The following is a 25680-nucleotide window of genomic DNA, read 5'->3' on the forward strand; positions in this document are numbered from 1 at the left end:
CAGGGGAGTGACGCCTCGGCCTGCGCGGCTGACGCCTCGGCCTGCGCGGCTGACGCCTCGGCCTGCGCGGCTGACGCCTCGGCTCTCGAGGCTGACGCCTCGGCCGACGGCGCTGATGCCTCGGTCAGAAGCGGCGTGAGGAGTAGCTCGGGGTCAGGGCGTCCTTGATCTCACGGAGCCAGGCGTCGAGACGGTCGCCGGTGAAGTCGCCCTTACGCACGATGACGATCGTCCAGCCGTGATCGATGAGCCAGCCTCGGCGTTCTTCGTCGTAGATTCGCTGGTCGGGGTCGTCGTGGTCCTCGCCGTCGTACTCGATCGCGACCTTGGCTAGTCGATAGGCGAAGTCGAGTCGGTAGGTCGGGATGCCCTCGACGTCGACCCAGACCTGCGCTTCGGGAAGAGGGAGACCGGCGTCGCTGATCGCGAGCAACGTCCAAGACTCACGCTGGGACTCGAGGCGACGGTTCAGAAGCGGAACGAGTTCGCGGAGCTGGACGACACCGCGACGTCCCCGGAAGCGTGGCAACTCCTTGTCGAGAGCGGTCCGGGTGATTCCATGGTGTCGGGCGAACTCGTTGAGCGCCGCCATCGCTTCGCGCCGGTTCAGGTTGCAGCCCAGGTCGAGCGCGGTCCGCAGCGGTGTCGTCACACGTACGCCGCCGATGACCGTGATGTCCTCGGGACGAAGGTCGCGCGAGCGGCCGTCTGTGCCCGGGCGTCGCGTGCGCGTGTGACCCCGGACGGCACACGTTTCCACCGCCGGAAGCTGCGCCATCTCCGCCTGGGAGAACGTATTGATCCCGTGCACCCAGGCGGCGGTGCGGTCACTGATCACCTGATGCTCGGACACCACATGCACCAGCGCCTCGGCGCGCCTCACCGGATCGTCCTCTGCCTGAGCGGTGAGATAGACGCCTCGAAACGGGCGGCGTACGTCGCCATGGCTGATCGCCTGGGCGAGCGCGTAGCGATTGGTCGCGACCGACTCGATGTCGGACGTGGTGAAGGGACGGTCGGGCAGGGCGCTGTCGGCCTTGACGAGTGAGAGATTCATGGCCGCAGCGTGCGCCAGGCGGCGTACGAAGTCATCCGTCTTTTCCGCAGCTGTGGATAACTCTGGGATCAACCTGCCCTGTGGAGGGAAACTGGCCCGTCACCGTGACGCTTCGGCCGACCGGGGCGACGCCTCGGCCGACGGGGCTGACGCCTCGGCAGGGGGTTAGCGCTGGCCCCTGAGCGACCGAGGGATCTCCTTGCCCTGGGCGATGGCCTTCTCGGGGGCCTTGACCTTCTTGACCTTGAGTACGCCGATGAACCCGAGCAACGCGGCCAGCAAGACGTAGAAGCCGAAGACGATGAGGAAGGACCAGTGCAGGCCCAGGCCGGCCCAGTGGATGAAGTAGGCCACCGAGACGGACAGCATGATCACGGCCAGGACGAGCAGGAACGCAGCGGCGGCGAAGAGACCGATGCCGACGCCAGCGTTGGTGACGGAGACCTTGAGCTCCTGCTTGGCGAGCGTGATCTCCTTGTTGACGAGCTCGGAGATGTCGCGAGTGGCGTCGACGACGAGCTTCCCGATCGTCGGGTCCTCGCCGCCCGGGGACTTCACGATGTCGACTGCCATGGGAACCCTTCGCTGAACGTGTGTTGGGGAGCGCTCACGACCTTACCGGTCCCGACCCTGATCGTCCTCGAACACGTCCGGCACGCCGTCCTTGTTGGCGTCCACCGCCTCCAGTTGCTCGATGCGGCAGTAGACCCGGTTGCGGGCCCGCAGCACCACCGTAGCCAAGGCGGCGGCCAGGACGGACCCGAACAGCACGCCCACCTTCATGTGGTCATGGGCGCCGGGATCGGAGTGGAAGGCCAGCTCGCCGATCAGCAACGACACCGTGAACCCGATGCCGGCCAGCATCGCCAACCCGATCACGTCCCACCAGGCGAGGTCATCGTCGAGTGACGCCTTGGTGAACCGGGCGAGAAGCCATGTGGATCCGGCGATGCCGACGGTCTTGCCGACCACCAGGCCCAGGATGATGCCGAGCGTGATCGGGTCGCGCATCGCGCTGGTCACGCCGTCCCAGCCACCGAGCGCGACGCCAGCGGCGAAGAACGCGAAGATGGGCACCGCGACGCCGGCGGAGATCGGCCGGACCAGGTGCTCGAAGTGCTCGGCGAGGCCGCGCTTGGCCTCCGGGTTGCGGGCGATGACCGGCACGGTGAAACCGAGCAGCACCCCGGCGACGGTGGCGTGGACGCCACTGGCGTGGACGAGCGCCCAGGCGATCGCGGCCAGCGGGAGCAGCAGCCACGGGCTACGGATGCGACGCTGCACGAGGAGTGCGAAGAGCCCGATCGGGACGAGCGCCAGCAGCAGGAAGCCGATGTGCAGCTCCGAGGTGAAGAAGACCGCGATGATGATGATCCCGAGCAGGTCGTCGACGACGGCGAGCGTCAGCAGGAACGTACGCAGGCCTGCAGGCAGATGGGTGGAGATGACCGCCAGGATCGCGACCGCGAAGGCGATGTCGGTGGCAACCGGGGTTGCCCAGCCGGCGAGCGATCCGTCGCCGATCACGTTGACGACCACATAGACCAGCGCCGGCGCGATCATCCCGCCGACCGCGGCCGCGATCGGCAGCGCGGCCCGGCGCGGGTCGCGCAGGTCGCCGGAGACGAACTCCCGCTTGAGCTCGAGGCCGGCGACGAAGAAGAAGATCGCCAGCAGACCGTCGGCCGCCCAGGTGCCGATGGTCAGATCGAGATGGAGGGCATGCGGTCCGATGCGGTAGTCGCGGACCGCCTCGTACGCGTCCTGCAACGGGCTGTTCGCGAGGACGACCGCGATGACCGCGGCGATGATGAGGAGGATGCCGCCGGTCGTCTCGGCGCGCAGGATCTCGGCGGTACGTGACGTCTCCAGCCAGGATCCGCGGGTGAACAGTCGGTTGCGGGTGTCGGTCACGGGCGGCCCTCCAAAGGCTCAGGGGTCGACTAAGTCACGCCGACCAGACTTCCCGGCACACCTGACGACGACCCTAGCAAGCGGCCCGGCCACCCACGAAGGATGACCGGGCCGCGATACCGGGAACGCTCACTCGGTCGAGGTCGCCTGCCCCGCTGCGATGAGATCCATGATCGTCTGGTCCGCAAGCGTCGTGGTGTCGCCGACGCCACGACCCTCGGCGAGGTCGCGCAGCAGTCGCCGCATGATCTTCCCCGAGCGGGTCTTCGGCAGCTCGGGCACGATCATGATCTGGCGCGGCTTGGCGATCGGGCCGATCTCCTTGCGGACGTGGTCGGAGAGCTCCTTCTCGCAGTCCTGCGGCGACCCGTCCCGCAGGATGACGTACGCCACCACCGCCTGCCCCGTGTCAGGGTCGGTCGCACCGACGACCGCCGCCTCCGCGACGTAGGCGTGCGAGACCAGCGCCGACTCGATCTCGGTGGTGGAGAGCCGGTGCCCGGACACGTTCATCACGTCGTCGACGCGGCCCAGCACCCAGACGTCGCCGTCCTCGTCCTTCTTCGCGCCGTCACCGGCGAAATAGAACCCCTGGTCCTTGAAGCGCGACCAGTAGGTGTCGACGTAGCGCTGGTCGTCCCCCCAGATCGTACGCAGCATCGACGGCCACGGCTGGGTGAGCACGAGGTAGCCCCCGGCACCGTCCGGCACGGAGACGCCGTTGTCGTCGACCACGTCGGCGCCGACACCCGGCAGCGCCTTCATCGCCGAGCCCGGCTTTCCAGCCGTCACCCCGGGGAGCGGCGAGATCATGATCGCGCCGGTCTCGGTCTGCCACCAGGTGTCCACCACCGGCACCTTCGAGCCGCCGATGACGTCGCGGTACCAGATGTAGGCCTCGGGGTTGATCGGCTCGCCGACGGACCCGAGCAGACGCACCGAGGACAGGTCACGGGCGTCGGGGATGGCGCGCCCCTGCTTCATGAACGTCCGGATCGCGGTCGGCGCCGTGTAGAAGATGGTGACGCCGTACTCCTCGATGATCTGCCACCAGCGGCCCTTCTCCGGGAAGTCCGGGGTGCCCTCGTAGAGCACCTGGGTCGCGCCGTTGGCCAGCGGTCCGTAGACGATGTAGGAGTGGCCGGTGATCCAGCCGATGTCGGCGGTGCACCAGTAGACGTCGGTCTCGGGCTTGAGGTCGAAGACCTCCCAGTGGGTGAACGCCGCCTGGGTGAGGTAGCCACCGGTGGTGTGCAGGATGCCCTTCGGCTTGCCCGTCGTGCCGGAGGTGTACATCACGAAGAGCGGGTGCTCCGCGTCGTGCGCCACCGGGGTGTGCTCGGTCGACGCGCCGTCGACGATGTCGGACCACCACTTGTCGACGGAGTCGTTCCACTCGACGTCCTGGCCGGTGCGGCGGACGACGACGACGTTCTCCACGATGCCGGCGTCGACCTTGCCCAGCGCCTCGTCGACGGCCGGCTTGAGCGCTGACGGCGCACCGCGGCGGTAGCCGCCGTCGGAGGTGACCACGAGCTTCGCGTTGCAGTCGGTGATCCGGGCGGCCAGGGCCTCGGCCGAGAAGCCACCGAAGATGACGGTGTGGATCGCGCCGATCCGAGCGCAGGCCAGCATCGCGAAGACGGCCTCGGGGATCATCGGCATGTAGATCGCGACCCGGTCGCCCTTCGACACCCCGAGCGCCTCGAAGGCGTTCGCAGCCCGCGAGACCTCGTCCTTGAGCTCGGCATAGGTGATGGTGCGCTTGTCGTCGGCCGGCTCGCCGACCCAGTGGATCGCGACCCGGTCGCCGAGGCCGGCCTCGACGTGGCGGTCGACGGCGTTGTACGCCACGTTGATCTCGCCGCCCTCGAACCACTTCGCGAACGGCGGGTTGTCCCAGTTGAGGACGCGATCGAACGGCTTGGCCCAGGTGAGCCGCTCCGCGGCAGCGGCCCAGAACGCGTCCCGGTCCTCCTCGGCGGCGGAGTAGGCGTCGGCCTTGACGTTGGCTGCGGCGGCGAGCTCGGCAGGGGGCTCGAACCGGCGCTTCTCGTGCAGCAGGTTGGACAGGGTCTCGTCGGTCACAGTGACTCCTACGTACGAAAAATGTGTGGCTCAAGCCACAGGGTAGTGCGGGGGAAAGAATGATGGCGGGCCGTCGTACGACTGCAGATGTACGACGGCCCGCCGTGGGAGATCAGTGCGTGATCGCCTTCTCGGAACCGGCGCCGGTGAGGGCGCGGACCTCGAGCTCGACGTACCGCTCGGCGGTCTCCGGCTCCTTCGAGGTCACCGTGCCCAGCCAGCCCAGGAAGAAGCCGAGCGGGATGGAGATGATGCCCGGGTTCTCCAGCGGGAACCAGGAGAAGTCCACGCCGAGCGGGAACAGCGAGGCGGAGATCGTCTCGCCGGTCACCGCGTCCACGGCCGTCTTGCCGGAGACGACCGGTGAGAAGAACACCAGGCCGACGCAGGAGATCAGGCCGCCGTAGATCGACCAGGTCGCGCCGCGGGTGTTGAACCGCGCCCAGAACATGTTGTAGATGATCGCCGGCAGGTTCGCCGAGGCGGCGACCGCGAAGGCCAGCGCCACCAGGAACGCGATGTTCAGGGACTGCGCCGGGATGGCCAGCAGGATCGCGACCAGACCGATGCCCGCCGCGGCCCAGCGCGAGACCTTCAGCTCCTGCTTCTCGGTGGCCTTGCCACGCTTGATCACCGAGTTGTAGATGTCGTGGGCGACGGAGACCGAGGAGGTCAGCGTCAGACCCGCGACCACGGCGAGGATCGTGGCGAAGGCGACCGCTGCGATGAGCGCCAGCAGCACGGCACCTCCGACGGAGCCCTCACCGCCACCAACCTCCTGCGCGAGCAGTGGCGCCGCCAGGTTGCCGGCCTTGTCCAGGGTGGTCGGGTCGACCAGCGCGGCCGCACCGAAGCCCAGGACCAGGGTGAACAGGTAGAAGACGCCGATCAGGCCGATCGCCCACAGCACCGACTTGCGGGCATCCGCCGAGGTCGGGACGGTGTAGAAGCGGATCAGGATGTGCGGCAGGCCGGCGGTGCCGAGCACCAGGGCGAGCCCGAGCGAGACGAAGTCCAGCTCGCTGGTGAAGCTGAGGCCGTACTTCAGGCCCGGCTGCAGGAAGGCGTCGCCCTTGCCCGAGGCGTCGGCGGCGGAGCCGAGCAGCTCGGAGAGGTTGAAGCCGAACTGGGCGAGCACCAGGATGACGATCAGTGCCGAGCCGGTCATCAGCAGGACGGCCTTGACGATCTGGACCCAGGTGGTGCCCTTCATCCCGCCGACGGTGACGTAGAAGATCATCAGCGCGCCGACGAACAGGATCACAATGTTCTTGATCGCCTGGTCCTCGACGCCGAGCAGCAGGGCCACCAGGGCGCCCGCACCGACCATCTGGGCCAGCAGGTAGAAGATCGACACGACGACCGTCGAGGTCGCGGCCGCCAGTCGGACCGGGCGCTGCTTCATCCGGTACGCCAGCTGGTCGGCCATCGTGTAGCGACCGGAGTTGCGCAGCACCTCCGCGACCAGCAGCAGCGCCACCAGCCAGGCGACGAGGAAGCCGATCGAGTAGAGGAACCCGTCGTAGCCCGACAGCGCGATGGCGCCGGAGATACCGAGGAACGAGGCGGCCGACATGTAGTCGCCACCGATCGCGAGACCGTTCTGGAAGCCGGAGAAGCCGCGGCCGCCGGCGTAGTAGTCGGCCGCGGTCTTCGTCTGCCGGCTCGCCCAGAAAGTGATGCCGATGGTGATCGCGACAACGGCCAGGAAGAGGACCGTGGTGAGGATCTGGCTACCGTCCATGTCAGGCCTCCCTCTTCTGGCTCTCGTATTCCTCGTCGAGCTTCCGAGCCAGCGGATCGAGGTGCTTGTTGGAGTAGTTGGCGTAGAGGTAGGCGATGCCGAACGTGGTCGCGAACTGCAGGAGTCCGAAGACCAGAGCGACGTTGATGTTGCCGACCAGCTTGGTGTTCATGAAGCCCTCCGCCCAGTTCGAGCAGACGACGTAGAGGAGGTACCAAGCCAGGAATGCCACCGTGGCCGGGAAGACGAACTTCCGGTACGCCGACCGCAGAGCGCGAAACTCCGCCGTGGCGTGCAGGCTGTCGTAGACCGGGTCGTGCCGGTGGGCTTGGTCGTGTGCTTCAGCGCTCACGGTTAACCCTTTCGTTGACGAGGCCGTCCATCGTGGGGGTGAAGGACGGGCGACGTGTGATCACGGTCACACTAGGGCCCGCTCGCCTCGCTCGTCGCGGGCTGAGGCACCGTCCCTCGGTGGGCGGCGCCGTCGCGCGACGAGCGGTCGAAATCGTGCGTCGAGTGGCGGTGCCGGAGGCCGGTCAGCGCCGCTGCAGGGCCGGTGTCGCGGCGGGCCCGGCGGGCTCGGTCACGGGCTCGGGCGTGTGCAGCCGCACCAGCAGGCGAGTGGTGTGGGCCGGGACGTGCGCGGCGGTGGCGAGGCTGACCGCGATCATCACCACGAACGACAGTGGCACCGCCCACAGGGCGGGCTGGCTCAGGGCGACATCCGCCCAGGTGTCCGTACGCGACCCACTGATCGTGAACACCACGGCCGTCCCGGTCGTGACCAGCCCGGTGACCAGCCCGGCGGCGGCTCCGTAGGCGGTCAGCCGGCGCCACCAGATGCCGAGCAGGAGCAGCGGGCAGAAGGTGGCGGCAGCGAGCGCGAAGGCGAGCGCGACACCGCGGGCGACTCCGACGCTCGGGGTCAGGAGGGCGCCGGCGACGGGGACCAGGACGGCGACCAAGGAGGCGATCCGGAAGGCGGCGACGCCGCCGTAGCGGCTGCCCCGGCGGCGCAGCAGCGGCACGACCACGTCCTGGGAGAGCACACCGGAGACGGCGATGGCCAGGCCCGAGGACGTCGACAGGAAGGCGGCGAAGGCGCCCGCGCAGACCAGCCCGGTCAGGGCGTCACCTGCCCAGCCGGGGACCATCAGGCGAGGCAGCTCGAGCACCAGGGTGTCGGCGGAGGAGGGGGAGGCGGCGTACACCCTTCCCAACAGGCCGAGGATCGGCGGCAGCAGGTAGAAGACGCCGAGCAGGGCCAGCACGACCAGGGTGGTCCGGCGGGCGGCTCGGCCGTCGGGGTTGGTGTAGAAGCGGACGCCGACGTGCGGCAGGCCCATCGTGCCGAGGAACGTCGCCGCGATCAGCGAGTAGGTGGCGTAGAGGCCGGTCGAGCCGTCGGTGCCCATCGGCACCGACCACGTCTGGCTGAGGTCGGTGGCCCGGGGCGCGCCGTCGCTGCCCCAGACCGCGACCAGCACCCCGACCGGCACCAGCAGGGCGGTCAGCTTGAGCCAGTACTGGAAGGCTTGGACAAACGTGATCGAGCGCATCCCGCCGGAGAAGACGCTGACCAGCACCACGGTCCCGACGAGCACCGGTCCCACCCAGCGCGGGGCTCCGGCGACCAGCTCCAGGGTCAGCCCGGCACCCTGCAGCTGCGGCAGCAGGTAGAGCCAGCCGATGGACACGACCAGCAGCGAGCAGAGCCTCCGAACGCCGCGAGAGGCGAGTCGCTCCTCAGCGAAGTCGGGCAGCGTATACGCCCCTGACCTGCGCAGAGGTGCCGCGACCAGGGTCAGCAGCACCAGATAGCCGGCGGTCCAGCCGATCGGATACCAGAGCATCTCGGCACCGGAGGTGAAGACCAGTCCGGCGACGCCGAGGAAGGAGGCGGCGGAGAGATACTCCCCGCCGATGGCGCTCGCGTTGAGGCCGGGCCGCACCGACCGCGAGGCGACGTAGAAGTCGCTCGTGGTGCGGCTGAACCGCAGGCCCCAGGTGCCGATGGTCAGCGTCGCCAGGGTGACCAGGGTGACCGCGACGATCGCCGGGGCGGAGTCGAAGGTCATGGCGTCTCGTCGTCGGAGCCCGAAGAATCGGTGCTGAGCAGATCGGCGTAGCTGGCCTCGTTGCGCTCCGCGCCGTGCAGATACCAGCGGCCGAGGAGGAAGAGGAACGGGTAGACCAGCACCCCGAGCAGCAGCCAGGGCAGCGGGATGCCGAACGGTGAGATGTGGACCAGCCCCGGAGCCAGCCAGAACAGCAGCGGGAGCGAGCCGACGCCGAGGAGGAGCACCGCCAGGGTGCGTACGGCGATCGAGAGCTGGGCCCGCATGAGGGAGCCGAGATAGACCTCGCCGAGGCGGGTGTCCTCGTCGACGTCGACCCGGCGGACGGCCGGGCGTCGGCGCGGCGGTCCGGTGACGCGTACGCGTTGGGGTTCTGTCATCTGGATCAGCCGCGCCGGGCGAGCAGGTCCTTGAGCTGGCGCGTGTGGCGGCGGCTGACCTGCAGCTCGGTGCCGCGGGACGCGCCGCCGACGACGACCGAGCAGCGCCCGGCCTCCGACCGCACCTCCGTCACGTGGGCGAGGTTGACGAGGAGGGACCGGTGGATGCGTACGAACCGGGCGGATGCCCACTCCTGCTCCAGCTGGGTCAGCGGGACCCGCACGAGGTGGGAGGCGTCGGCGGTGTGCAGCCGGGCGTAGTCGCCCTGCGCCTCGACGTGGGTGATCTGGGAGCGCCACACGAAGCGGGTGACGCCGCCGAGCTCGACCGGGATCTGGATGTCGCCGCTCGGCTCCTCCTCCGGCATGCTGCCCATCAGCCGGGTGACGGTCTCGGCCAGGCGCTCCGCGCGCACCGGCTTGAGCACGTAGTCGACCGCGCGCAGGTCGAACGCCTCCAGGGCGTGCTCCTCATGAGCGGTCACGAACACGACCGCCGGCGGCGTCTTGAAGCGCGCCAGCAGCCGGGCCAGCTCGAGCCCGTTCAGGCCCGGCATCTGGATGTCGAGGAACACCGCGTCCACGCCCGCGCCCTGCAGCTGCTGCAGCCCGTCGGTCGCGTTGAGGCACGTGCGGACCTCCGCGACCCGGGAGTCCTGGGTCAGCAGGTAGGAGAGCTCGTCGGCGGCCGGTGGCTCGTCGTCGACGACCAGGATCCTCAAGCGCCCACCCGGCGCCCCCTGCCGTGCGGCGAATGCCTGGGTCGTACGGCCGTTCATGTGTGCACTCCTGGGGCGAACTTCGGGATTCTGAGGATGACCTTCGTGCCGGCGCCCCGGGCGGTCTCGACGACCAGGCCGTAGTCGTCGCCGTAGGCGTTGCGGAGCCGGGCGTCGACGTTGCCGAGCCCGACGGAGTCGGCGCCGCCGGCCAGCGCGTTGCGCACCTTCTCCGGGTCCTCGCCGGCGCCGTCGTCCTCGACCTCGATCACGCACTCGGTGCCGCTGTCGGTGGCCCGAATGGAGATGTGGCCGGTCTGCGCGTCGGCCAGGCCGTGGCGTACGGCGTTCTCGACCAGCGGCTGCAGGCATAGGAACGGCACCGCGATCGGCAGCACCTCGGGTGCGACCGAGAGCCGGACCGAGAGCCGCTCACCGAACCGGGCCTGCTCCAGGAGCAGGTAGCGCTCCACGGAGCGGAGCTCCTCGGACAGCGTCGTGTATTCGCCGTGGGTGCGGAAGGAGTAGCGGGTGAAGTCCGCGAACTCCAGGAGCAGCTCGCGTGCACGCTCCGGATCCGTGCGTACGAAGCTGGCGATCGCCCCCAGCGAGTTGTAGATGAAGTGGGGGCTGATCTGAGCGCGCAGCGCGCGCACCTCCGCCTCCATCAGGCGCCGACGCGACGCGTCGAGCTCGGCGAGCTCGAGCTGCCCGGAGACCCAGGTCGCGACCTCGTCGGTGGCGCGGACCATCATCGCGGAGGTGTCCGGGGCGTAGGCCTGCAGCGTGCCGACCAGATGGTCGTCGACGACCAGCGGGCTGACCACGGCGGAGTGGAGTGGACAGCCGGCCTGGCCGCACTCGAGGTCGACCCGGTCGTAGAACCGGGTCGCACCGCGCTCCAGCGTGCCCTCGGCCAGCTTGGTCACGTGCTCCTGGTGGTGGGTGCCGATGCCCTCCCAGGCGAGCAGGCCGTCGGTGTCGGTGATCGCCAGCGCCGGAGCGGCCAGCAGCGCCTGGAGATGAGGGGCCGCGCGCTCGGCGCTGTCGACGGTCAGGCCGCCCCGCAACGCCGGGCTCGCCAGCGATGCGTTGTGGAGGGTGCGGAAGGTCGCCCGATCGGCCTCTGTGCCCAGGTGGGTGCCCATGGGAGAGCGCAGCCAGCGCCGCATCCGCACTCCTCTCGTCCGATCCCACAATTGTGACCGCGCCCACGTTATCTGTCACCCGGGCCGCTGCAGGGGTGCGAGGTAGGTTTGGCGCATGCGACTGAGTCGAGTGATCCCGGGTCTGCTGGCTGCCGGTGTGGTGGGCGCGGGCGCCACCTTCGTGATCGGCATGCGCAACAAGTCGCCCTGGCTGCAGGACCGCATCCGCGCCTTCTCGAAGCGGTTCGCCTCCGAGGCGCTGAAGACCGCCGGCGGGGAAGGTGCCACCAACGGCGTCGTCCTCCACGTGGGCCGCGCGAGCGGCCGGCAGTACGCCACCCCGATCACGCCCTTCCCGACCCCCGACGGCTTCGTCATCAACCTGCCCTACACCTCGAAGGTCGACTGGGCCCAGAACGTCCTGGCCGCCAACTCGGCCACGATCGTCCACGACGGCGTCGAGCACCGCGTCACCGACCCGCGGGTCGTCCCCTACGCCGAGGTCGCGCCCCTGCTCCCCAAGGCCGCCGGCGTTTTCCGCGCCGTCTTCGACGTCCAGGAGTTCCTCCGCGTCACCAAGGTCGACTGACCCTCACCGGGTCGGCGGTGACTCGAGCACGCGATCGAGTCGGTGCGCGGATCATTCCGCGCTCTCCCGTTCCTCCAGACCCACCGCTTGGCGCAGCTCGTCGCGATCGTCACGCAGCTCGGGATGGTCGCGGGCCAGGCGTTCCATCATGCCGGAGAGTCCTTCGGCGATGGCGTTGAGCTTCTGCTGGACGGCGTCGTCGGCTCGCTTCTGGGTGTTCTGCAGGAGCGCCACCAGCAGGAACGTGACGATCGTGGTGACGGTGTTGATGATCAGCTGCCAGGTGTCGATGTCGGGCAGCACCACGACGGATGGTGCCCAGATCACCACCAGCAGCACACACAGGACGAAGAACCACGCCCGCGACACGAAGGTGCTCGCATGGGTTGCGAATCGGTCGAACACACCGAGATGGTTCCCGACCTGGGACGGCATCGTCTTCCCGCCGTTCGTAAGCCCGGAATGGTGCTCGCGATCGCTCGTCGACATCACTACCTCCTACACCGCTGTTTCCGGTACCCGATTCACGACTCGTCATGCTCCGCTCGCCGCCGCCGGGTGTCGGAGGTGAGCGGTAGGTTGCGGAGCGTGGGATACGAGCTGAGCGGGCGGTTGGTCGTCGGGATCGCGTCGAGCGCGCTCTTCGACCTGACCGAGTCGGACGCCTACTTCCGCGAGCACGGCGAGGAGGCCTACCGCCGATATCAGGACGAGCGCATCGACGAGCAGCTCCGGCCCGGCGTCGCGTTCCCGTTCATCAAGCGGCTGCTGAGCCTCAACGACCTGGCCGAGGACGCCGACGACGGTCTGGTCGAGGTGATCGTGGTCTCGCGCAACGACCCCAGCACCGGGCTGCGGGTGATGCGCTCGATCGAGCACCATGGCCTGCCGATGACCCGCGCCGTCTTCACCCAGGGCCGCTCGCCGCATCCCTACATCGGCGCGCTCGGGATGTCGCTGTTCCTCAGTGGCAACCGCGACGACGTCATCGCGGCCAACCGCGAGGGTTTCCCGGCCGGTCACGTCCTGCCGTCGGCGGCGACGTACGACGAGACCGACCGCTCCGTGGTCGTCGCCTTCGACTTCGATGGCGTCCTCGCCGACGACGGCTCCGAGCGGATCTTCCGGGAGGAGGGGATCGAGAGGTATCGGGACTACGAGGCGAGCCGAAAGACCGAGCCGCTCGAGCCCGGGCCGCTGCAGCCGTTGCTGCGCGACCTCAACCTGATCCAGCAGATCGAGGAGCAGCGCCGCCTGGAGGATCCGAGCTACGAGCCACGGCTGCGGATCGCGCTGGTCACTGCCCGCGGCGCCCCCGCCCACGAACGCGCGATCCGGTCGCTGCAGTCCTGGGACGTGTACGTCAACGAGGCGTTCTTCCTCGGTGGCGTGGAGAAGCGACGCGTGCTGGAGGTTCTGCGTCCGTTGATCTTCTTCGACGATCAGACGACCCACCTGGACGAGGCGGTCGGGTCGATCGCCGGGGTCCACATCCCCTACGGAGTGGCCAACGCCGACGATGTTCCCGCTGGTCAATAGCGCTTTACAGTTCACCCACAAGAAGTGCTCATCTGGTGGTTGGGCCCGTGCATATGTCACCCTGGGCCGAGTTGTACAGATTCTGTTCACTTGAGAAGTGCGAGGAGTTCACTCGATGACTTCGGCTATGTGTGCCAAGTGCACCGAGGACGAGGAGATCCGGGTTCTCTCGCGTTCGGCGGGGGGCCGCCGGCGGCTGATGTGCTGCAGGTGTGGACACGCGTGGGAGAGCGGCCGTTCCGGCCCCGTCCGGAATGCTGGGCTGTCGGGCTTGTTCGGGGCTGCCTGAGGCGCCGCCGGCGTACGTTTCACGGTGCCGTCGCCTGAGGTTCACCTCGGGCGGGCGCGCAGGTGTTGCGGAGTGGCTTGGGTAGAGGGTCGAGACCTGTCACGGGTTCCCCACCAAGCTCCGAGGAGTACCAACCCATGTCCGCAACTCGTCGCTCCCTGCTCACCGGAGGAGCCGCGGCCGGGGTCGGCCTGGCCGTCGCCGGCGCCGTCCCCGCCCTTGCCGAGGCGAAGCCCGCGCGGCCCGGCACCCCGGGACGCAGGCGCGCTCGCGAGCCGTTCCCGCCGCTCGTGGACGACCCCGAGGGGATCCTCGCCCTGGCCGAGGGGTTCTCGTACGCCATCGTCACCTCCGCCGGTGAGACGACCCTGAAGTCGGGGGAGAAGACGCCGTCCAACCACGACGGGATGATGGTCCTCGGTGGCAAGCGGGGGCGCTACACGCTGATCCAGAACCACGAGATCGAGCCGGGCGAGGGCATTCCGGTCCCGCTGGTGCCCGGGACGGTCTACGACGCCGGCGCCCCCTCGGGCGGCTGCACCGTGATCACCACCGACGCGGGCGGCGCCAACCTCGGCGAGTACGTGGCCATCTCCGGCACCTCGACCAACTGCGCCGGCGGCCCGACACCGTGGGGGACCTGGCTGACCTGCGAGGAGACCGTCAACGACGCCGGCGAGGAGTGGGAGGGCGAGGACGGCAGCAAGGGCGTCTACGAGAAGGACCACGGCTACGTCTTCGAGGTCTGGGCCGACGGCTCGGCCGACCCGCGCCCGATCAAGGCGTTCGGTCGCTACGACCACGAGGCCCTCGCGATCGACAGCACCCGCACGAAGGTGTTCCTCTCCGAGGACGCCGACGAGCCCAACGGGCTCTTCTACCGCTGGACCGCTCCGGCCGGGGTGAGGCTCGGTCCGGGCGTGCTCACCGAGCTGGCCGACGACGCCGGCACCCTCGCCGCGATGCAGATCATCCTTCCCGACGGCTCGGTGCTGCCCGACGTGGCCTACCTGACCTCCGCGCAGATGGGTCAGCCCTTCCCGGTGACGTGGAAGACCGTCCCCGAGCGCGATGCCCAGGAGACGCCGTGCCGCGAGCAGTTCGCCGACGGCGAGGTCACCCGCGGTCGCAAGTTCGAGGGCGTGTGGGGCACCGACGAGGGCGTCTACGTGGTCAACTCCTACGCGTGGGAGGAGGGTGACATGCCCGCCGACGCGTCGCCGCACGACGGCATGGTCTGGTTCTACGACTACGCGGCCGAGACGATCCAGCTGGTGACGTACTTCCCGCACCAGACGCAGTCGGAGGACGATGCTCCGGCCCCGAAGTACGGCGACCTCACCTTCGACGGTCCCGACAACGTCACCGTCACGCCCTGGGGCTCGCTGGTGCTCGCCGAGGACGGCAGCGGCGCCTCGCACGTGCTCGGTGCGTTCCCTGGCGGCCCGGCGTACGCCATCGCCCGTAACGACCTGAACGACTCCGAGTTCTGCGGCCCGTGCTTCTCGCCCGACGGCCGGGTCCTCTTCGTCAACATGCAGGATCCCGGCTACACCCTGGCCATCACCGGCCCGTGGGAGCGCTACCTCGGCTGAGGCTCCGCGGCTCAGCAGACCACGACGTACGCGGCGGGCGGCTCGGGCCTCCCGCCGCGTACTTTCCCCGACGGAAGTCGAAGTGAGGTTGTGAGGCCTGTGAGGTCGTGAGCGGAAGTTGACGGTCTCGCATGCGAGGGTTGGCGGCTGCTGAAACGTGGGCTCGTGATCGTGGGCGGTATCTCGCCGACTGCCGTTACCTGAGGAGCCCACCATGAGCCGTCGCTACTGGATCGACGACTGGCGTCCGGAGGACGCCACCTTCTGGGAGGAGACCGGGGCGAAGACCGCCCGCCGCAACCTGATCTGGTCGATCTTCGCCGAGCACCTCGGCTTCTCGGTCTGGCTGATCTGGTCGGTGTCCTCTGCCTTCCTGGTCGCCCAGGGCTTCGACTTCACCCCGAGCCAGCTGTTCTTCCTGATCGCGATCCCCAACCTGGTGGGATCGCTCCTACGGGTGCCCTACACCCTCGCGGTGCCGAAGTTCGGTGGCCGCAACTGGACGATGATGTCGGCCGCGCTGCTGCTCGTGCCGACCCTCGGCTTCGCGTACGCCGTCACCCAGCCGTCCACTCCCTACTGGGCCTTCTGCCTCATCGCCGCCACCGCGGGTCTCGGCGGTGGCAACTTCGCCTCGTCGATGGCGAACATCAACTTCTTCTACCCGTCGGACAAGAAGGGCGCCGCGCTCGGCCTCAACGCCGCCGGCGGCAACCTCGGTGTCGCGCTCATCCAGTTCCTGCTGCCGGTCATCGTCGGCGGTGCGGGCATCTTCGGCCTGGTCAAGGCGTCCGAGGGCGGGATCCACCTCGAGCGGGCCGCGTTCGTGTATGCCGGTCTGGCCGTCATCGCGATCCTCGCCGCCTTCTTCTTCATGGACAACATCAGCTCCGCGAAGTCGTCCGCGCGTGCGCAGCTCTCCGTGGTGAAGTCGAAGCAGACCTGGATCATGTCCTTCCTCTACATCGGGACCTTCGGCTCCTTCATCGGCTACTCGGCCGCGATGCCGCTGCTGATCAAGCTCAACTTCTGGGTACCCGAGCCCGCTCCGCTCGGCACCGGCATCTACTTCGCCTACTTCGCGTTCCTCGGCGCACTGGTCGGCTCCGCGACCCGGCCGTTCGGCGGCTGGCTGGCCGACCGCTTGGGCGGCGCGAAGGTGACGCTCGGTGCCTTCGTCGGGATGGTGGTCTTCACCCTCGCGGTCCTGTGGACCCTGATGCAGCTCACCCCCAACCCGGAGGCCTCGCCCGCGATCGCGCAGGCGAACCAGTCGTGGTTCCCGGTCTTCCTGGGCTTCTTCATGCTGGTCTTCGCCTCCACCGGCATCGGCAACGGATCGACCTACAAGATGATCCCGGCTATCTTCCGCCGTGAGGCCGAGATGGCCACCACGCCGGGCACCGCCGAGCGCGAGGCCGCTCTGGTCGGCGCGACCAAGAAGTCCTCCGCCGCGGTCGGGATCATCGGCGCCGTCGGCGCGGTCGGCGGCTTCCTCATCCCGATCGCCTTCAACAGCCCCTGGGTCGACAACCCCCTCGACGCCACCAAGTCGGCGTTCGTCGCCTTCACGGTCTTCTACGCCATCTGCGCGCTGGTCACCTTCATGGTCTACCTGCGGCCGCAGCGTGCGCGGGTCGGTGAGCTGGCGGACGTGCGGATCTGAGCGGCCCGGCTCGTGTAACACGTCGTTCGTAGGACTCATCGCCCCTTCAGATAGGGCGAGCAGTCCTACGAACAGCGTGTTACACGAGCCGGCCGCCTTCAGCGCAGCCCGATCGCCGCCTCCGCGGCGGCCAGGACCGGAGCGGTCACCTCGCGGCACCGTGCGGCGCCTGCGGCATAGACCTCCGTGACGTACGCCCGGTCCGCGGCGAGCTCGCGGTAGCGCTTCTGGATCGGCTCGAGCTCGGCGACGACAGCGTCGGTGACCGCAGCCTTGAGCGCGCCGTAGCCGGACAGCCCGACGGCCGATCCGCCGCACCCCTCGAGGATGTCGATCAGGTTGGTCACCCCCGGCCGCTCCGGGTCGCGGGAGACGTCCCCGGCCGAGTCGGTGACCGCGCGGGCCACCTTGCGACGTACGGCATCGGCGTCGTCCAGCAGGAAGATCGATCCCGGGTGCGTGTCGCCGGCCGACTTCGACATCTTGCGCGTCGGGTCGGCCAGATCCATGATCCGGGCTCCGGCCGCAGGATGCACCGCCTGGGGGACCGTGAAGACCTTGCCGTACGTCGTGTTGAACCGGATCGCGATGTCGCGGGCCAGCTCGACGTGCTGCCGCTGGTCGTCGCCCACCGGCACTTCGGACGCGCCGTAGAGCAGGATGTCGGCCGCCATGAGCACCGGATAGGTGAACAGCGAGGCGCGCACCGACGCCCCGACGCGGCGGGACTTCTCCTTGAACTGGATCATCCGCCCCAGCTCACCGGTGTGCGCGACGCACTCCAGCAGATAGCCGAGCGACCGGTGGGCGGGGACGTGCGACTGGATGAACAACGTGGCCGGTTCGAGCCCGGAGGCGACCAGGAGGAGGGCCATCTCCTCCGTCCGCGTACGCAGCACCGACGGTTCGTGCGGCAGCGTCAGTGCGTGCAGGTCGGAGAGCCCGTAGAAGGCCGAGGAGTCGGCGGAGGCAGCCATCTCGACAGGCTCGATACATCGCATTGGCCGTAGCGCGCCGAGCAGGTTGCCGAGGGTCAGTCGGCCGGAGGGAGTGATGAGGGAGAGTCGCTTGGTCATGGTGGACCTTTCGGGTGGTGAGGCCCACGGGTCAGCGACGATCGAGATCAGAAAGGCCGCCCGTGGGCGGCCTGATGTGAGTGCTCAACAATCGGGTGGACCGCCTAGGAGGCGGACCACCACTGGATGGAACGAATGCTGAACACGTCTCCAGTGTCGCACACGTCACGGATACCGTGTGGCCCATGACGACTCCGCCGACCACAGGGCCGAACACCTGCCAGGGGCACTCGACGGTCGTCTACGACGAGAGCCTGGCCGACTACGACTTCGGCCCGACGCACCCGATGGCGCCGATCCGGGTGGACCTGACGATGCGTCTGGCCGGCGAGCTCGGGGTGCTCGACCACCTGAAGGTCGTCGAGGCCCCGATGGGCACCCCCGAGCAGCTGCTCACCATCCACGACGAGAGCTACATCGAAGCGGTCATCAGGGCCGGCAGGAGCGGTGAGTCGGACCTCGCCCACGGCCTGGGCACCGAGGACGACCCGGTCTTCCCGCACATCCACGACGCCAGCGCCCACATCGTCGGCGCGAGCATCGAGGCCTGCCGCCAGGTCTACTCCGGCGAGAGCCTGCACAGCGCCAACATCATGGGCGGCCTCCACCACGCGATGCGTGGACGCGCGGCCGGGTTCTGCATCTACAACGACGTCGCCGCCGGCATCCAGTGGCTCCTCGACCAGGGCGTGAAGAAGGTCGCCTACGTCGACGTGGACGTGCACCACGGGGACGGGGTCGAGCGAGCGTTCTGGAACGACCCGCGGGTCCTGACGATCTCCCTTCACGAGACCGGGCAGCTGCTCTTCCCCGGCACAGGCTTCGCCGAGGAGGTCGGCGGACCCGAGGCCGAGGGGAGTGCGGTCAACGTCGCGCTGCCCCCGGGGACGGCCGACCACGGCTGGCTGCGTGCGTTCCACGCCGTCGTACCCGACCTGATCCGGGAGTTCCAGCCGGAGATCCTGGTGACCCAGCAGGGCTGCGACTCCCACACCGACGACCCCCTCGCCGACCTCGCCCTCAGCGTGGACGGCCAGCGGGCTGCGTACGTCGCGCTGCACGAGCTCGCCCACGAGGTGTGTGCGGGCAAGTGGGTGGCCTTCGGCGGCGGTGGTTATGCCGTGGTCGACGTCGTGCCACGCGCGTGGACCCACCTTCTTGCGCTAGTCTCGGGTAATACCTTGGAGCCGACGCTCGACGTGCCAGGTGGCTGGCGCGAGCACGTGCAGACGCGCCTCGGGAGGGTCGCACCGTTGCGCATGACGGACGGGCGTGAGCCGGCCTACCGCGACTGGGGAAGCGGATACGACCCCGGCACGTGGCTGGACCGGCAGGTCCACGCGACTCGCACAGCGGTGTTCCCGCTGCACGGGCTCGACCCGATGCCGTAGCCCGGTCGCCACGTTTCGACACGGTCGAGAAAGCGCACTTCGTCGCGCCCGAATGCAACTCGACACGCCGGTGGTATGTGAGATTCTCAAGGGTGTCCCCTTCCCCATCAGTCACATCAGGCCCTATTCTCACTTTGGGATCGCGTTTTGGGACCAGCGGTGGGGAAGCCGCTGGCGTCGCGATCACTCGAGAGAGAACGGTGGAAGCAGATGGTTACTCCTTCTGGAGACATCTCTGACAGCAAGTTCCTGACCGTGGCCGAGGTTGCGTCGATGATGCGCGTCTCCAAGATGACGGTCTACCGGTTGGTTCACTCGGGCGAGCTGCCTGCGGTACGTGTCGGTCGTTCCTTCCGGGTTCGGGAGGACGACGCGAACGAATACCTCAAGAGCTCGTTCTACAACGCGGGCTAGTTGTCGGACCCCGCGCCCGGGCACGACGGGCGCGGGGGCAACACCCGTCTCGCCGGGTCACCGATTCTCTCTGGGTGCCCTGCCTTCGTTAGTCTTACCCCCTAGGTCTGTTTGCCGCGCGCCGCGGTGAGTGGCCGCGTCGGCACCGGGCCGGCATTCTCTGCAACGATCGTGAAGGGTTCCCCGTGGGTTCTGTCATCAAGAAGCGTCGCAAGCGCATGGCCAAGAAGAAGCACCGCAAGCTGCTCAAGAAGACTCGCGTCCAGCGCCGCAAGCTCGGCAAGTGACGTACGTGGCGTAGGTGGCGGAACGCACCGGATCAGGCCGAAGCGAAGCCCGAGGCGGGCAGCAGGGTCGGGTCCTCCTGGTCACCGGGGTCTCGCGTGACCTCGGGCGCCGTTTTGCGCGCGCTGCCGCCCGCCACCCCAACGTCGAGCGGGTGATCGGCGTCGATGTCGCCCCGCCCCGCGGGGACATCGGCAAGGTCGGATTCGTCCGAGCCGACATCCGCAACCCGGTGATCGCCAAGGTGATCGCCAAGGAGGAGGTCGACACCGTCGTCCACCTCAGCGTCATCGCGACCCCCGGCACCACCGGGGGTCGTTCGACGATGAAGGAGCTCAACGTCATCGGGACGATGCAGCTCCTCGCGGCGTGTCAGAGCGCGCCGTCCCTGCGCCAGGTCGTGGTGAAGTCGACGACCCAGGTCTACGGGGCGAGCAGCCGCGACCCGGCGATGTTCACCGAGTCGATGGAGCCACGCCGCACCCCGTCCTCCGGCTACGCCCGCGACGTGGCGGACATCGAGTCCTACGTCCGCGGCTTCGCCCGCCGCCGCCCGGACATCGCGGTCACCGTGCTGCGCTGTGCCAACGTCCTCGGGCCGAGCGTGGTCAGCCCGATCGCCGCCCACTTCCGGCGCACGGTCGTGCCCAACGTGCTCGGCTTCGACCCGCGCCTGCAGTTCCTCCACGAGCAGGACCTCTACGGCGTCCTCGAGCATGCCGTACGCACCGGGGTCCCCGGGACGTTCAACGTCGCTGGCGACGGTGTGCTGACCCATTCCCAGGTCGTCCGGCGACTGCAGCGGATGACTGTGCCGATCCCCGAGCCGCTCTTCGGCCTGGCGAGGTTCGGCGGTGGCGAGTATCCCGCCGAGCTGCGCGCGCTGCTGACCTACGGCCGAGGGGTCGACACCTCGCGGATGCGCTCCCTGCTGGGCTTCGAACCTCGATACACCACCGAGGAGACGGTCGTAGACTTTGCGAACAGTGTGATGCCGTCGGCGAATCGTGCCGACCGCGCGCTGGCCGCCTTGGAGAGCCGACTGACAGGAGCGTCCGGTGACTGAGTCCGCCGCCCAGGGTTTCGTCGGCGCCACGACACGTGAGCGGCACCCGCTGCGTGCGATCCCGGCGGCCGACTGGGCCGCGGCCCTGGAGAGCGCCGCGAAGGAGGTCTTCGGGGCCGAGTGGGAGCAGCAGCTGGCTCGATTCATCGTGTTCCTCCGCCGCCGGATCTCGGGCGAATACTCGGTCGACGAGTACGGTTTCGACCGCGAGCTCACCCAGCGCTTCCTGTTGGCCGTGCTGCGGCCCATCAAGGAGAAGTGGTTCCGCGTCGAGGTGCGCGGCATCGAGAACATCCCCGCCGACGGCGGCGCCCTGATCGTCTCCAACCACTCCGGCACGATCCCGATGGACGGCCTGATGACCATGGTCTCGATCCACGACGAGATCGGACGTGACCTGCGCCCTCTCGGGGCCGACCTGGTCTTCCGGATGCCGATCGTCGGCAACATCGCCCGCAAGGCGGGCGCGACGCTGGCCTGCAGCGAGGACGCCGAGCGGATGCTGCGCAACGGCGAGCTCGTCGGCGTCTGGCCGGAAGGCTTCAAGGGCATCGGCAAGCCCTACAGCGAGCGCTACAAGCTGCAGCGCTTCGGCCGCGGCGGTTTCGTTTCCTCGGCGCTGCGCACCGGCGTCCCGATCGTCCCGCTCTCCGTCGTCGGTGCCGAGGAGATCTACCCGCTCGTCGGCAACATCCCGGCCCTCGCCAAGGTGATCGGCGTCCCCTACCTGCCGATCACGCCGTTCTTCCCGCTCCTCGGGCCGCTGGGCCTCATCCCGCTCCCGTCGAAGTGGCTCATCGAGTTCGGCGAGCCGATCCGCACCGATGCGTACGACGCCTCGGAGGCCGACGACCCGATGCTGGTCTTCAACGTCACCGACCAGGTGCGCGAGACGATCCAGCAGACTCTCTACCGCCTGCTGGGCGAGCGCGCCTCCGTCTTCGGCTGACCCCCACGCCGAGGCGTCAGCGCCGTCGGCCGAGCGGTCAGTGGCGCCGGTCGAGGCGGCAGCGGCCTGCCCACTCGACCAGCGCCCGTGACGCCTCGGGGATTACGGGGTCAGGAGGCCGGTGGCGCCGGCGAGAACGTCGCCGACCAGGCCGGTGACACCGGTGACCAGACCGGTGACAGGGTCCGTCACGGTTCCGGTGTCGGTGTCGGGCTCCTCGGTCGGGCCGCCGTCGGAGGGCGTCGGAGTGGGCAGGATGCTGCCGTCGTCCTCCGGCGCCTCGGAGGGCTGGTCCTTGTCGTCGCCCTGCTCGTCCTTGGGGTCGGTCACCGAGCCGGGGCCGATCTTGTCGGGATCGATGGAAGGCAGGTCGAGGGCGTTGTCGTCCGGGCTGAGCGGCGGCAGCGCCTCGGCCTCGACGACGGTGTCAGCCGGAAGCAGCCCGTCGATCTCAGAGGTGAGGCTGGAGACCAGGGTCGCCGGGAGCTCGGTGATGCCACCCTCGCAGGTGGGGCAGAGCTGGGCGGCGGCCTGGTCGATCAGCACCAGCGTCTGGGCGGCGTCGGAGATCGCCGGCTCGGCACGCTCGGGGACCTGCGGGCTCAGCTCGGCCAGCTCCTCGACGCCATCGGCCGCGAACGTACGCAGCAGGGCGAGCGAGTCGTTGTCCTGGGACTTCTCGAAGTCGCTGATCAGCAGGTCGGAGCCGTGAGCGGCCTGTCGCGAGAAGGTCTCGAGCGTCGTGGTGACCCGCTCGGAGTCAGTCATCGGCGCGTCGGCGACCAGCGACTTGGCCTCGCGCAGGCGGGTGCCGGCGTCCTCGAGGATCCGGATGCCGCGAGCCTGGGTGCTGACCGTGAAACCGGCGGAGACGTTCTCGACGGCGCGCTTGACGGGGTAGAGCGAGTCGCCTGGAAGCGCGGTCTGCGAGGCGGCGGCGGCGCCTGCGGTGCCACCGACGATGGCCATCGCGGCGAGGGCGACGGCCAGCTTGCGCTGCCGGCGCGGTCTGCGTACGGACCCGACGGTGAGCTTGCGCTCGACGGTCTTCTCGACGCGCGGAGCCGGGACGAGCTCGGTGTCAGCGGCCTCCATGAGGCGCTCGCGGAGCGAGACGGAGAAGTCGCGGCGGGGCACGGCGGAGTCGCTGAGAGTGGAGAGCGACGAAGCGAAGGCTGCCAGATCGCGAAGCTCGTCGGCAGAATGCGAGGAACGCCGATCGGTCGCGGAGTACGCCGCGACCATTCGGTCGAACTCGTCGGCACGCTTTCGCGCCGGAAACGCCGGGCTCATCGGATGGTTCCTACTCGGTATCGGCAGTGAGGGATTCGTCGAAACAGCTGCGCACAAGGGCCAGCCATGTCGGACAACGAGTCGCCCCGGCCGCGGGTTACGGCAACCGGTCGAGCATTCAAGGTGAAGCGGAACACAGTCATCAGCGGATCCCGTCAGGCATCTGCTTGGCGAGATTGCGGATCCCGCGCAGCTGGAGCTGTTTCACGGCTCCGTCGCTGCGTCCGAGGATAGCCGCTGTCTCGGCGATGGACAGCCCTTGGAGAAAACGCATGATGATGCAGTCGCGCTGCTCGTCGGGAAGCTTGGAGAGTGCGCCGAGCAGCATCTCGTTGGTGATCCCGGCCATCACGATCTTCTCGGGGCCGTCGGCCGCCGAGTCGTGCAGACCCATGTCCTCGGTCGTCATCTCCAGGCGCGTACGTCCCGCCTTGAAGTGATCGGTGGCCAGGTTGCGCGCGATGGTCATCAGCCAGGCACCGAAGTCCTTGCCCTGCCAGCGGAAGCCGGTCATCGAGCGCAGCGCCCGGAAGAAGGTCTCCGAGGTGAGGTCCTCGGCGACCTGGGTGGAGCGGGTCCGGTAGAAGAGGAACCGGTAGACCGCGCCGTGGTAGTGGTCGTAGAGAAGGCCGAACGCCTCCTTGTCGCCCTTGCGGGCGAGCTCGACGAGCGCGATCAGCCGGGTGCGGTCGGCCTCGGTCTCCTCCGAGGAGGCGGCGAGCTCGGTGTCGTCGTCGGGCTCGTTGTCGGAGTGCGGCTTCGTCTCATGGGTGCCGCCCGAGCCGCGACGCTCGGGCTCGGCGAACGGGCCGGTGGCGCCGGCCACACCGGCGTAGGCGGGTTCGTAGCCCTCGTTCATCAGGAGCGCGACCGCAGCGCGCAGCGCATCCAAGCGACGTTGGACGTCATTGGCGCGGCGCGACATGTGGGTCCCTCCCGAAGACTCCCCCTGAGCGAGCCCAACCTTACGGGTTAGGGCATCCCGATGTCAGGTCCCGAGCCGAAGTCGTGTCGGCGTGTGTTGGCAATTTCCCGACACGGGGGTGAATACCCGCCCGTGCATACATGTCGCCAACGGCCGATCACTCCCGTCGTCCGCGCAGTGCGATCGCCACCGCGATCGCACCCGTGGCCGCCCCGCCGAGGGCCGCGGTCATCACGCCGGCCCGGGCGGCCTTGCGCCCGGTGCGGTAGTCCCGGATCGGCCAGCCCTTCTCGCGCGCGTGGGCGCGCAGGCGCGCGTCCGGGTTGATCACGCACGGATGACCGACCAGCGAGAGCATCGGCAGATCGTTGTAGGAGTCGGAGTAGGCCGCACAGCGAGACAGATCGAGATCCTCGCGTGCGGCGATCGCCTTGACGGCCTCCGCCTTGGCCGGCCCGTGCAGCATCTCGCCGACCAGCTCGCCGGTGTAGACACCGTCCTCCGTGGCCGCCACCGTGCCGAGGGCGCCGGTGAGCCCGAGCCGTCGGGCGATGACCCGGGCGGCCTCGACGGGTGCGGCGGTCACCAGCCACACCCGCTGCCCCTGGTCGATGTGGGTCTGCGCGAGAGCCCGGGTGCCGGGCCAGATCCGGTGGGCCATGCCCTCGTCGAAGATCTCCTCCATCAGGCTCTCGACCTCCTCGGCGCGATGGCCGCGGATGAACGAGAGCGCGGAGGAGCGCGCCGACTCCATGTGGGCCGGGTCCTCGACGCCGGCCACGCGGAAGTAGGCCTGCTTGTACGCAGCCGAGGCGATGTCTCGCGTACGGAAGAACTTGCGCCGGTACAGGCCGCGGGCCAGATGGAAGATCGTCGCGCCCTGCATGATCGTGTTGTCCACGTCGAAGAAGGCCGCCGCCGTCGGGTCTCCGCCCGCGGGGTAGAGCCAGGCTTCGATCTCCGCGGCCGCGGCCGATGCCTCACCGGCGAGGGCCGAACGGCGTTTGAGGTCTTTTCGCCGCAGCTCGGCACGGCGGCGGTCGCTGGCGCTGCTCATTTCGCCAACAGTAGTGGTCGGTGGGCCCCCGTGGGACCCAGGTGTCAAGATGGTCGGATGGAACCGCGTGTGACCTTCTACTCCCGTCAGGGCTGCCATCTGTGCGACGAGGCGAGGCTGGTCGTACGGACGGTGGTCGGGGACGACTACACCGAGGTCGACATCGACGCCGACGACGAGCTGCGCGAGCGCTTCACGAACGAGGTGCCGGTCACGTACGTCGACGGGAAGCCGCACGACTTCTGGCGCGTGTCCGAGGAGCGGCTGAGGGCAGCGCTGGCGCGCTCCCCAGAATAACTGTCGATCGGCCTATTACCCTGAACAACCCCCCTCTGACAACTCCGCAAACACGTGTGCTAGCCGACGCTCTGCGAGTTTGTTCTCGTGGTCACAAAGTCCGTATGGTGGCTGAGCCGCA

25 protein-coding genes are annotated in these 25680 nt (G+C 68.9%); 10 read left to right on the plus strand and 15 right to left on the minus strand.

Annotated features, from left to right (window positions below):
• Nucleotides 1–124: 124 nt before the first annotated feature.
• The 10 genes from ACFVDI_RS23120 to ACFVDI_RS23165 form a co-directional block, all read right to left on the minus strand.
• A complete protein-coding gene (locus ACFVDI_RS23120) occupies nucleotides 125–1057 on the minus strand; it encodes a DUF559 domain-containing protein (protein WP_378910895.1) in 933 nt (310 codons plus the stop codon).
• Between the two features lie 165 nt (nucleotides 1058–1222).
• Complete coding sequence (locus tag ACFVDI_RS23125) at nucleotides 1223–1630, minus strand: phage holin family protein (protein ID WP_378910897.1); 408 nt, start codon at nucleotides 1628–1630, stop codon at nucleotides 1223–1225.
• A gap of 42 nt (nucleotides 1631–1672) precedes the next feature.
• Nucleotides 1673–2971: a Na+/H+ antiporter NhaA gene (gene nhaA / locus ACFVDI_RS23130; RefSeq protein ID WP_378910900.1), complete on the minus strand. Its 1299-nt coding sequence runs from the start codon at nucleotides 2969–2971 to the stop codon at nucleotides 1673–1675.
• Nucleotides 2972–3100: 129 nt separating this feature from the next.
• Nucleotides 3101–5059: an acetate--CoA ligase gene (acs, locus tag ACFVDI_RS23135; RefSeq protein ID WP_378910902.1), complete on the minus strand. Its 1959-nt coding sequence runs from the start codon at nucleotides 5057–5059 to the stop codon at nucleotides 3101–3103.
• A 112-nt stretch (nucleotides 5060–5171) separates the two neighbouring features.
• On the minus strand, nucleotides 5172–6803 hold the full coding sequence (locus ACFVDI_RS23140) for a cation acetate symporter (protein ID WP_378910905.1): 1632 nt from the start codon (nucleotides 6801–6803) through the stop codon (nucleotides 5172–5174).
• A gap of 1 nt (nucleotide 6804) precedes the next feature.
• Nucleotides 6805–7155, minus strand: coding sequence for a DUF485 domain-containing protein (locus ACFVDI_RS23145; RefSeq protein ID WP_008356293.1), 351 nt, complete (start codon nucleotides 7153–7155; stop codon nucleotides 6805–6807).
• A gap of 184 nt (nucleotides 7156–7339) precedes the next feature.
• Complete coding sequence (locus tag ACFVDI_RS23150; protein WP_378910908.1) at nucleotides 7340–8881, minus strand: cation acetate symporter; 1542 nt, start codon at nucleotides 8879–8881, stop codon at nucleotides 7340–7342.
• A complete protein-coding gene (locus ACFVDI_RS23155) occupies nucleotides 8878–9261 on the minus strand; it encodes a hypothetical protein (RefSeq protein ID WP_378910910.1) in 384 nt (127 codons plus the stop codon). Before ACFVDI_RS23155 ends, ACFVDI_RS23150 begins: the two co-directional genes overlap by 4 nt.
• 5 nt (nucleotides 9262–9266) lie before the next feature.
• Nucleotides 9267–10040, minus strand: coding sequence for a LytR/AlgR family response regulator transcription factor (locus ACFVDI_RS23160; protein WP_378910913.1), 774 nt, complete (start codon nucleotides 10038–10040; stop codon nucleotides 9267–9269).
• Nucleotides 10037–11152, minus strand: coding sequence for a sensor histidine kinase (locus ACFVDI_RS23165; RefSeq protein WP_378910916.1), 1116 nt, complete (start codon nucleotides 11150–11152; stop codon nucleotides 10037–10039). The genes ACFVDI_RS23160 and ACFVDI_RS23165 overlap by 4 nt, the downstream gene beginning before the upstream one ends.
• Before the next feature lie 91 nt (nucleotides 11153–11243).
• Here ACFVDI_RS23165 and ACFVDI_RS23170 point away from each other — a divergent pair, with 91 nt between their 5' ends.
• The gene (locus tag ACFVDI_RS23170) at nucleotides 11244–11717 is read left to right on the plus strand and encodes a hypothetical protein (RefSeq protein WP_378910919.1); all 474 of its coding nucleotides are present in this window, start codon (nucleotides 11244–11246) and stop codon (nucleotides 11715–11717) included.
• Nucleotides 11718–11768: 51 nt separating this feature from the next.
• On the opposite strand, the gene ACFVDI_RS23175 is transcribed toward ACFVDI_RS23170, so the two are convergent.
• Nucleotides 11769–12206, minus strand: coding sequence for a low affinity iron permease family protein (locus ACFVDI_RS23175; RefSeq protein ID WP_378910922.1), 438 nt, complete (start codon nucleotides 12204–12206; stop codon nucleotides 11769–11771).
• A 99-nt stretch (nucleotides 12207–12305) separates the two neighbouring features.
• On the opposite strand from ACFVDI_RS23175, the gene ACFVDI_RS23180 reads away from it, so the two are divergent.
• The 3 genes from ACFVDI_RS23180 (at nucleotide 12306) to ACFVDI_RS23190 (ending at nucleotide 16806) form a co-directional block, all read left to right on the plus strand.
• A complete protein-coding gene (locus ACFVDI_RS23180; RefSeq protein WP_378910924.1) occupies nucleotides 12306–13256 on the plus strand; it encodes a 5'-nucleotidase in 951 nt (316 codons plus the stop codon).
• 426 nt (nucleotides 13257–13682) lie between these two features.
• Complete coding sequence (locus ACFVDI_RS23185; protein WP_378910927.1) at nucleotides 13683–15140, plus strand: alkaline phosphatase PhoX; 1458 nt, start codon at nucleotides 13683–13685, stop codon at nucleotides 15138–15140.
• Nucleotides 15141–15354: 214 nt separating this feature from the next.
• Nucleotides 15355–16806, plus strand: a complete 1452-nt coding sequence (locus tag ACFVDI_RS23190; RefSeq protein WP_378910930.1) for an MFS transporter — start codon at nucleotides 15355–15357, stop codon at nucleotides 16804–16806.
• A gap of 98 nt (nucleotides 16807–16904) precedes the next feature.
• On the opposite strand, the gene trpS is transcribed toward ACFVDI_RS23190, so the two are convergent.
• Entirely contained in the window at nucleotides 16905–17882 is a 978-nt protein-coding gene (gene trpS, locus ACFVDI_RS23195) for a tryptophan--tRNA ligase (RefSeq protein ID WP_378910932.1), read from the minus strand.
• A gap of 185 nt (nucleotides 17883–18067) precedes the next feature.
• On the opposite strand from trpS, the gene ACFVDI_RS23200 reads away from it, so the two are divergent.
• From ACFVDI_RS23200 to ACFVDI_RS23220, 5 genes are all read left to right on the plus strand, one after another.
• Nucleotides 18068–19273: an acetoin utilization protein AcuC gene (locus tag ACFVDI_RS23200; protein ID WP_378910934.1), complete on the plus strand. Its 1206-nt coding sequence runs from the start codon at nucleotides 18068–18070 to the stop codon at nucleotides 19271–19273.
• Nucleotides 19274–19483: 210 nt separating this feature from the next.
• Nucleotides 19484–19687, plus strand: coding sequence for a helix-turn-helix domain-containing protein (locus ACFVDI_RS23205; RefSeq protein WP_008356311.1), 204 nt, complete (start codon nucleotides 19484–19486; stop codon nucleotides 19685–19687).
• 185 nt (nucleotides 19688–19872) lie between these two features.
• Nucleotides 19873–19974 (plus strand): 30S ribosomal protein bS22, encoded by a 102-nt coding sequence (locus tag ACFVDI_RS23210; protein WP_008356322.1) that lies wholly within the window; start codon nucleotides 19873–19875, stop codon nucleotides 19972–19974.
• A 14-nt stretch (nucleotides 19975–19988) separates the two neighbouring features.
• The gene (locus ACFVDI_RS23215) at nucleotides 19989–21038 is read left to right on the plus strand and encodes an NAD-dependent epimerase/dehydratase family protein (RefSeq protein ID WP_378910939.1); all 1050 of its coding nucleotides are present in this window, start codon (nucleotides 19989–19991) and stop codon (nucleotides 21036–21038) included.
• Nucleotides 21031–21987 carry a lysophospholipid acyltransferase family protein gene (locus ACFVDI_RS23220; RefSeq protein WP_378910942.1) on the plus strand — a complete coding sequence of 319 codons (957 nt, stop codon included), beginning with the start codon at nucleotides 21031–21033 and terminating at the stop codon, nucleotides 21985–21987. Before ACFVDI_RS23215 ends, ACFVDI_RS23220 begins: the two co-directional genes overlap by 8 nt.
• Nucleotides 21988–22089: 102 nt before the next feature.
• Here ACFVDI_RS23220 and ACFVDI_RS23225 read toward each other — a convergent pair whose 3' ends face one another.
• The 3 genes from ACFVDI_RS23225 to ACFVDI_RS23235 all read right to left on the minus strand — a co-directional run bounded on the left by ACFVDI_RS23225 (nucleotide 22090) and on the right by ACFVDI_RS23235 (nucleotide 25262).
• A complete protein-coding gene (locus ACFVDI_RS23225; RefSeq protein ID WP_378910944.1) occupies nucleotides 22090–23280 on the minus strand; it encodes a DUF5667 domain-containing protein in 1191 nt (396 codons plus the stop codon).
• 142 nt (nucleotides 23281–23422) lie between these two features.
• Nucleotides 23423–24205, minus strand: a complete 783-nt coding sequence (locus tag ACFVDI_RS23230) for a sigma-70 family RNA polymerase sigma factor (protein ID WP_378910946.1) — start codon at nucleotides 24203–24205, stop codon at nucleotides 23423–23425.
• Between the two features lie 157 nt (nucleotides 24206–24362).
• Complete coding sequence (locus ACFVDI_RS23235; protein WP_378910948.1) at nucleotides 24363–25262, minus strand: HAD family hydrolase; 900 nt, start codon at nucleotides 25260–25262, stop codon at nucleotides 24363–24365.
• A 57-nt stretch (nucleotides 25263–25319) separates the two neighbouring features.
• On the opposite strand from ACFVDI_RS23235, the gene ACFVDI_RS23240 reads away from it, so the two are divergent.
• On the plus strand, nucleotides 25320–25559 hold the full coding sequence (locus tag ACFVDI_RS23240) for a glutaredoxin family protein (RefSeq protein ID WP_378910951.1): 240 nt from the start codon (nucleotides 25320–25322) through the stop codon (nucleotides 25557–25559).
• Nucleotides 25560–25680: the final 121 nt, after the last annotated feature.

The sequence above is a fragment of the Nocardioides sp. NPDC057767 genome, from assembly GCF_042798275.1.
Classification (GTDB): domain Bacteria; phylum Actinomycetota; class Actinomycetes; order Propionibacteriales; family Nocardioidaceae; genus Nocardioides.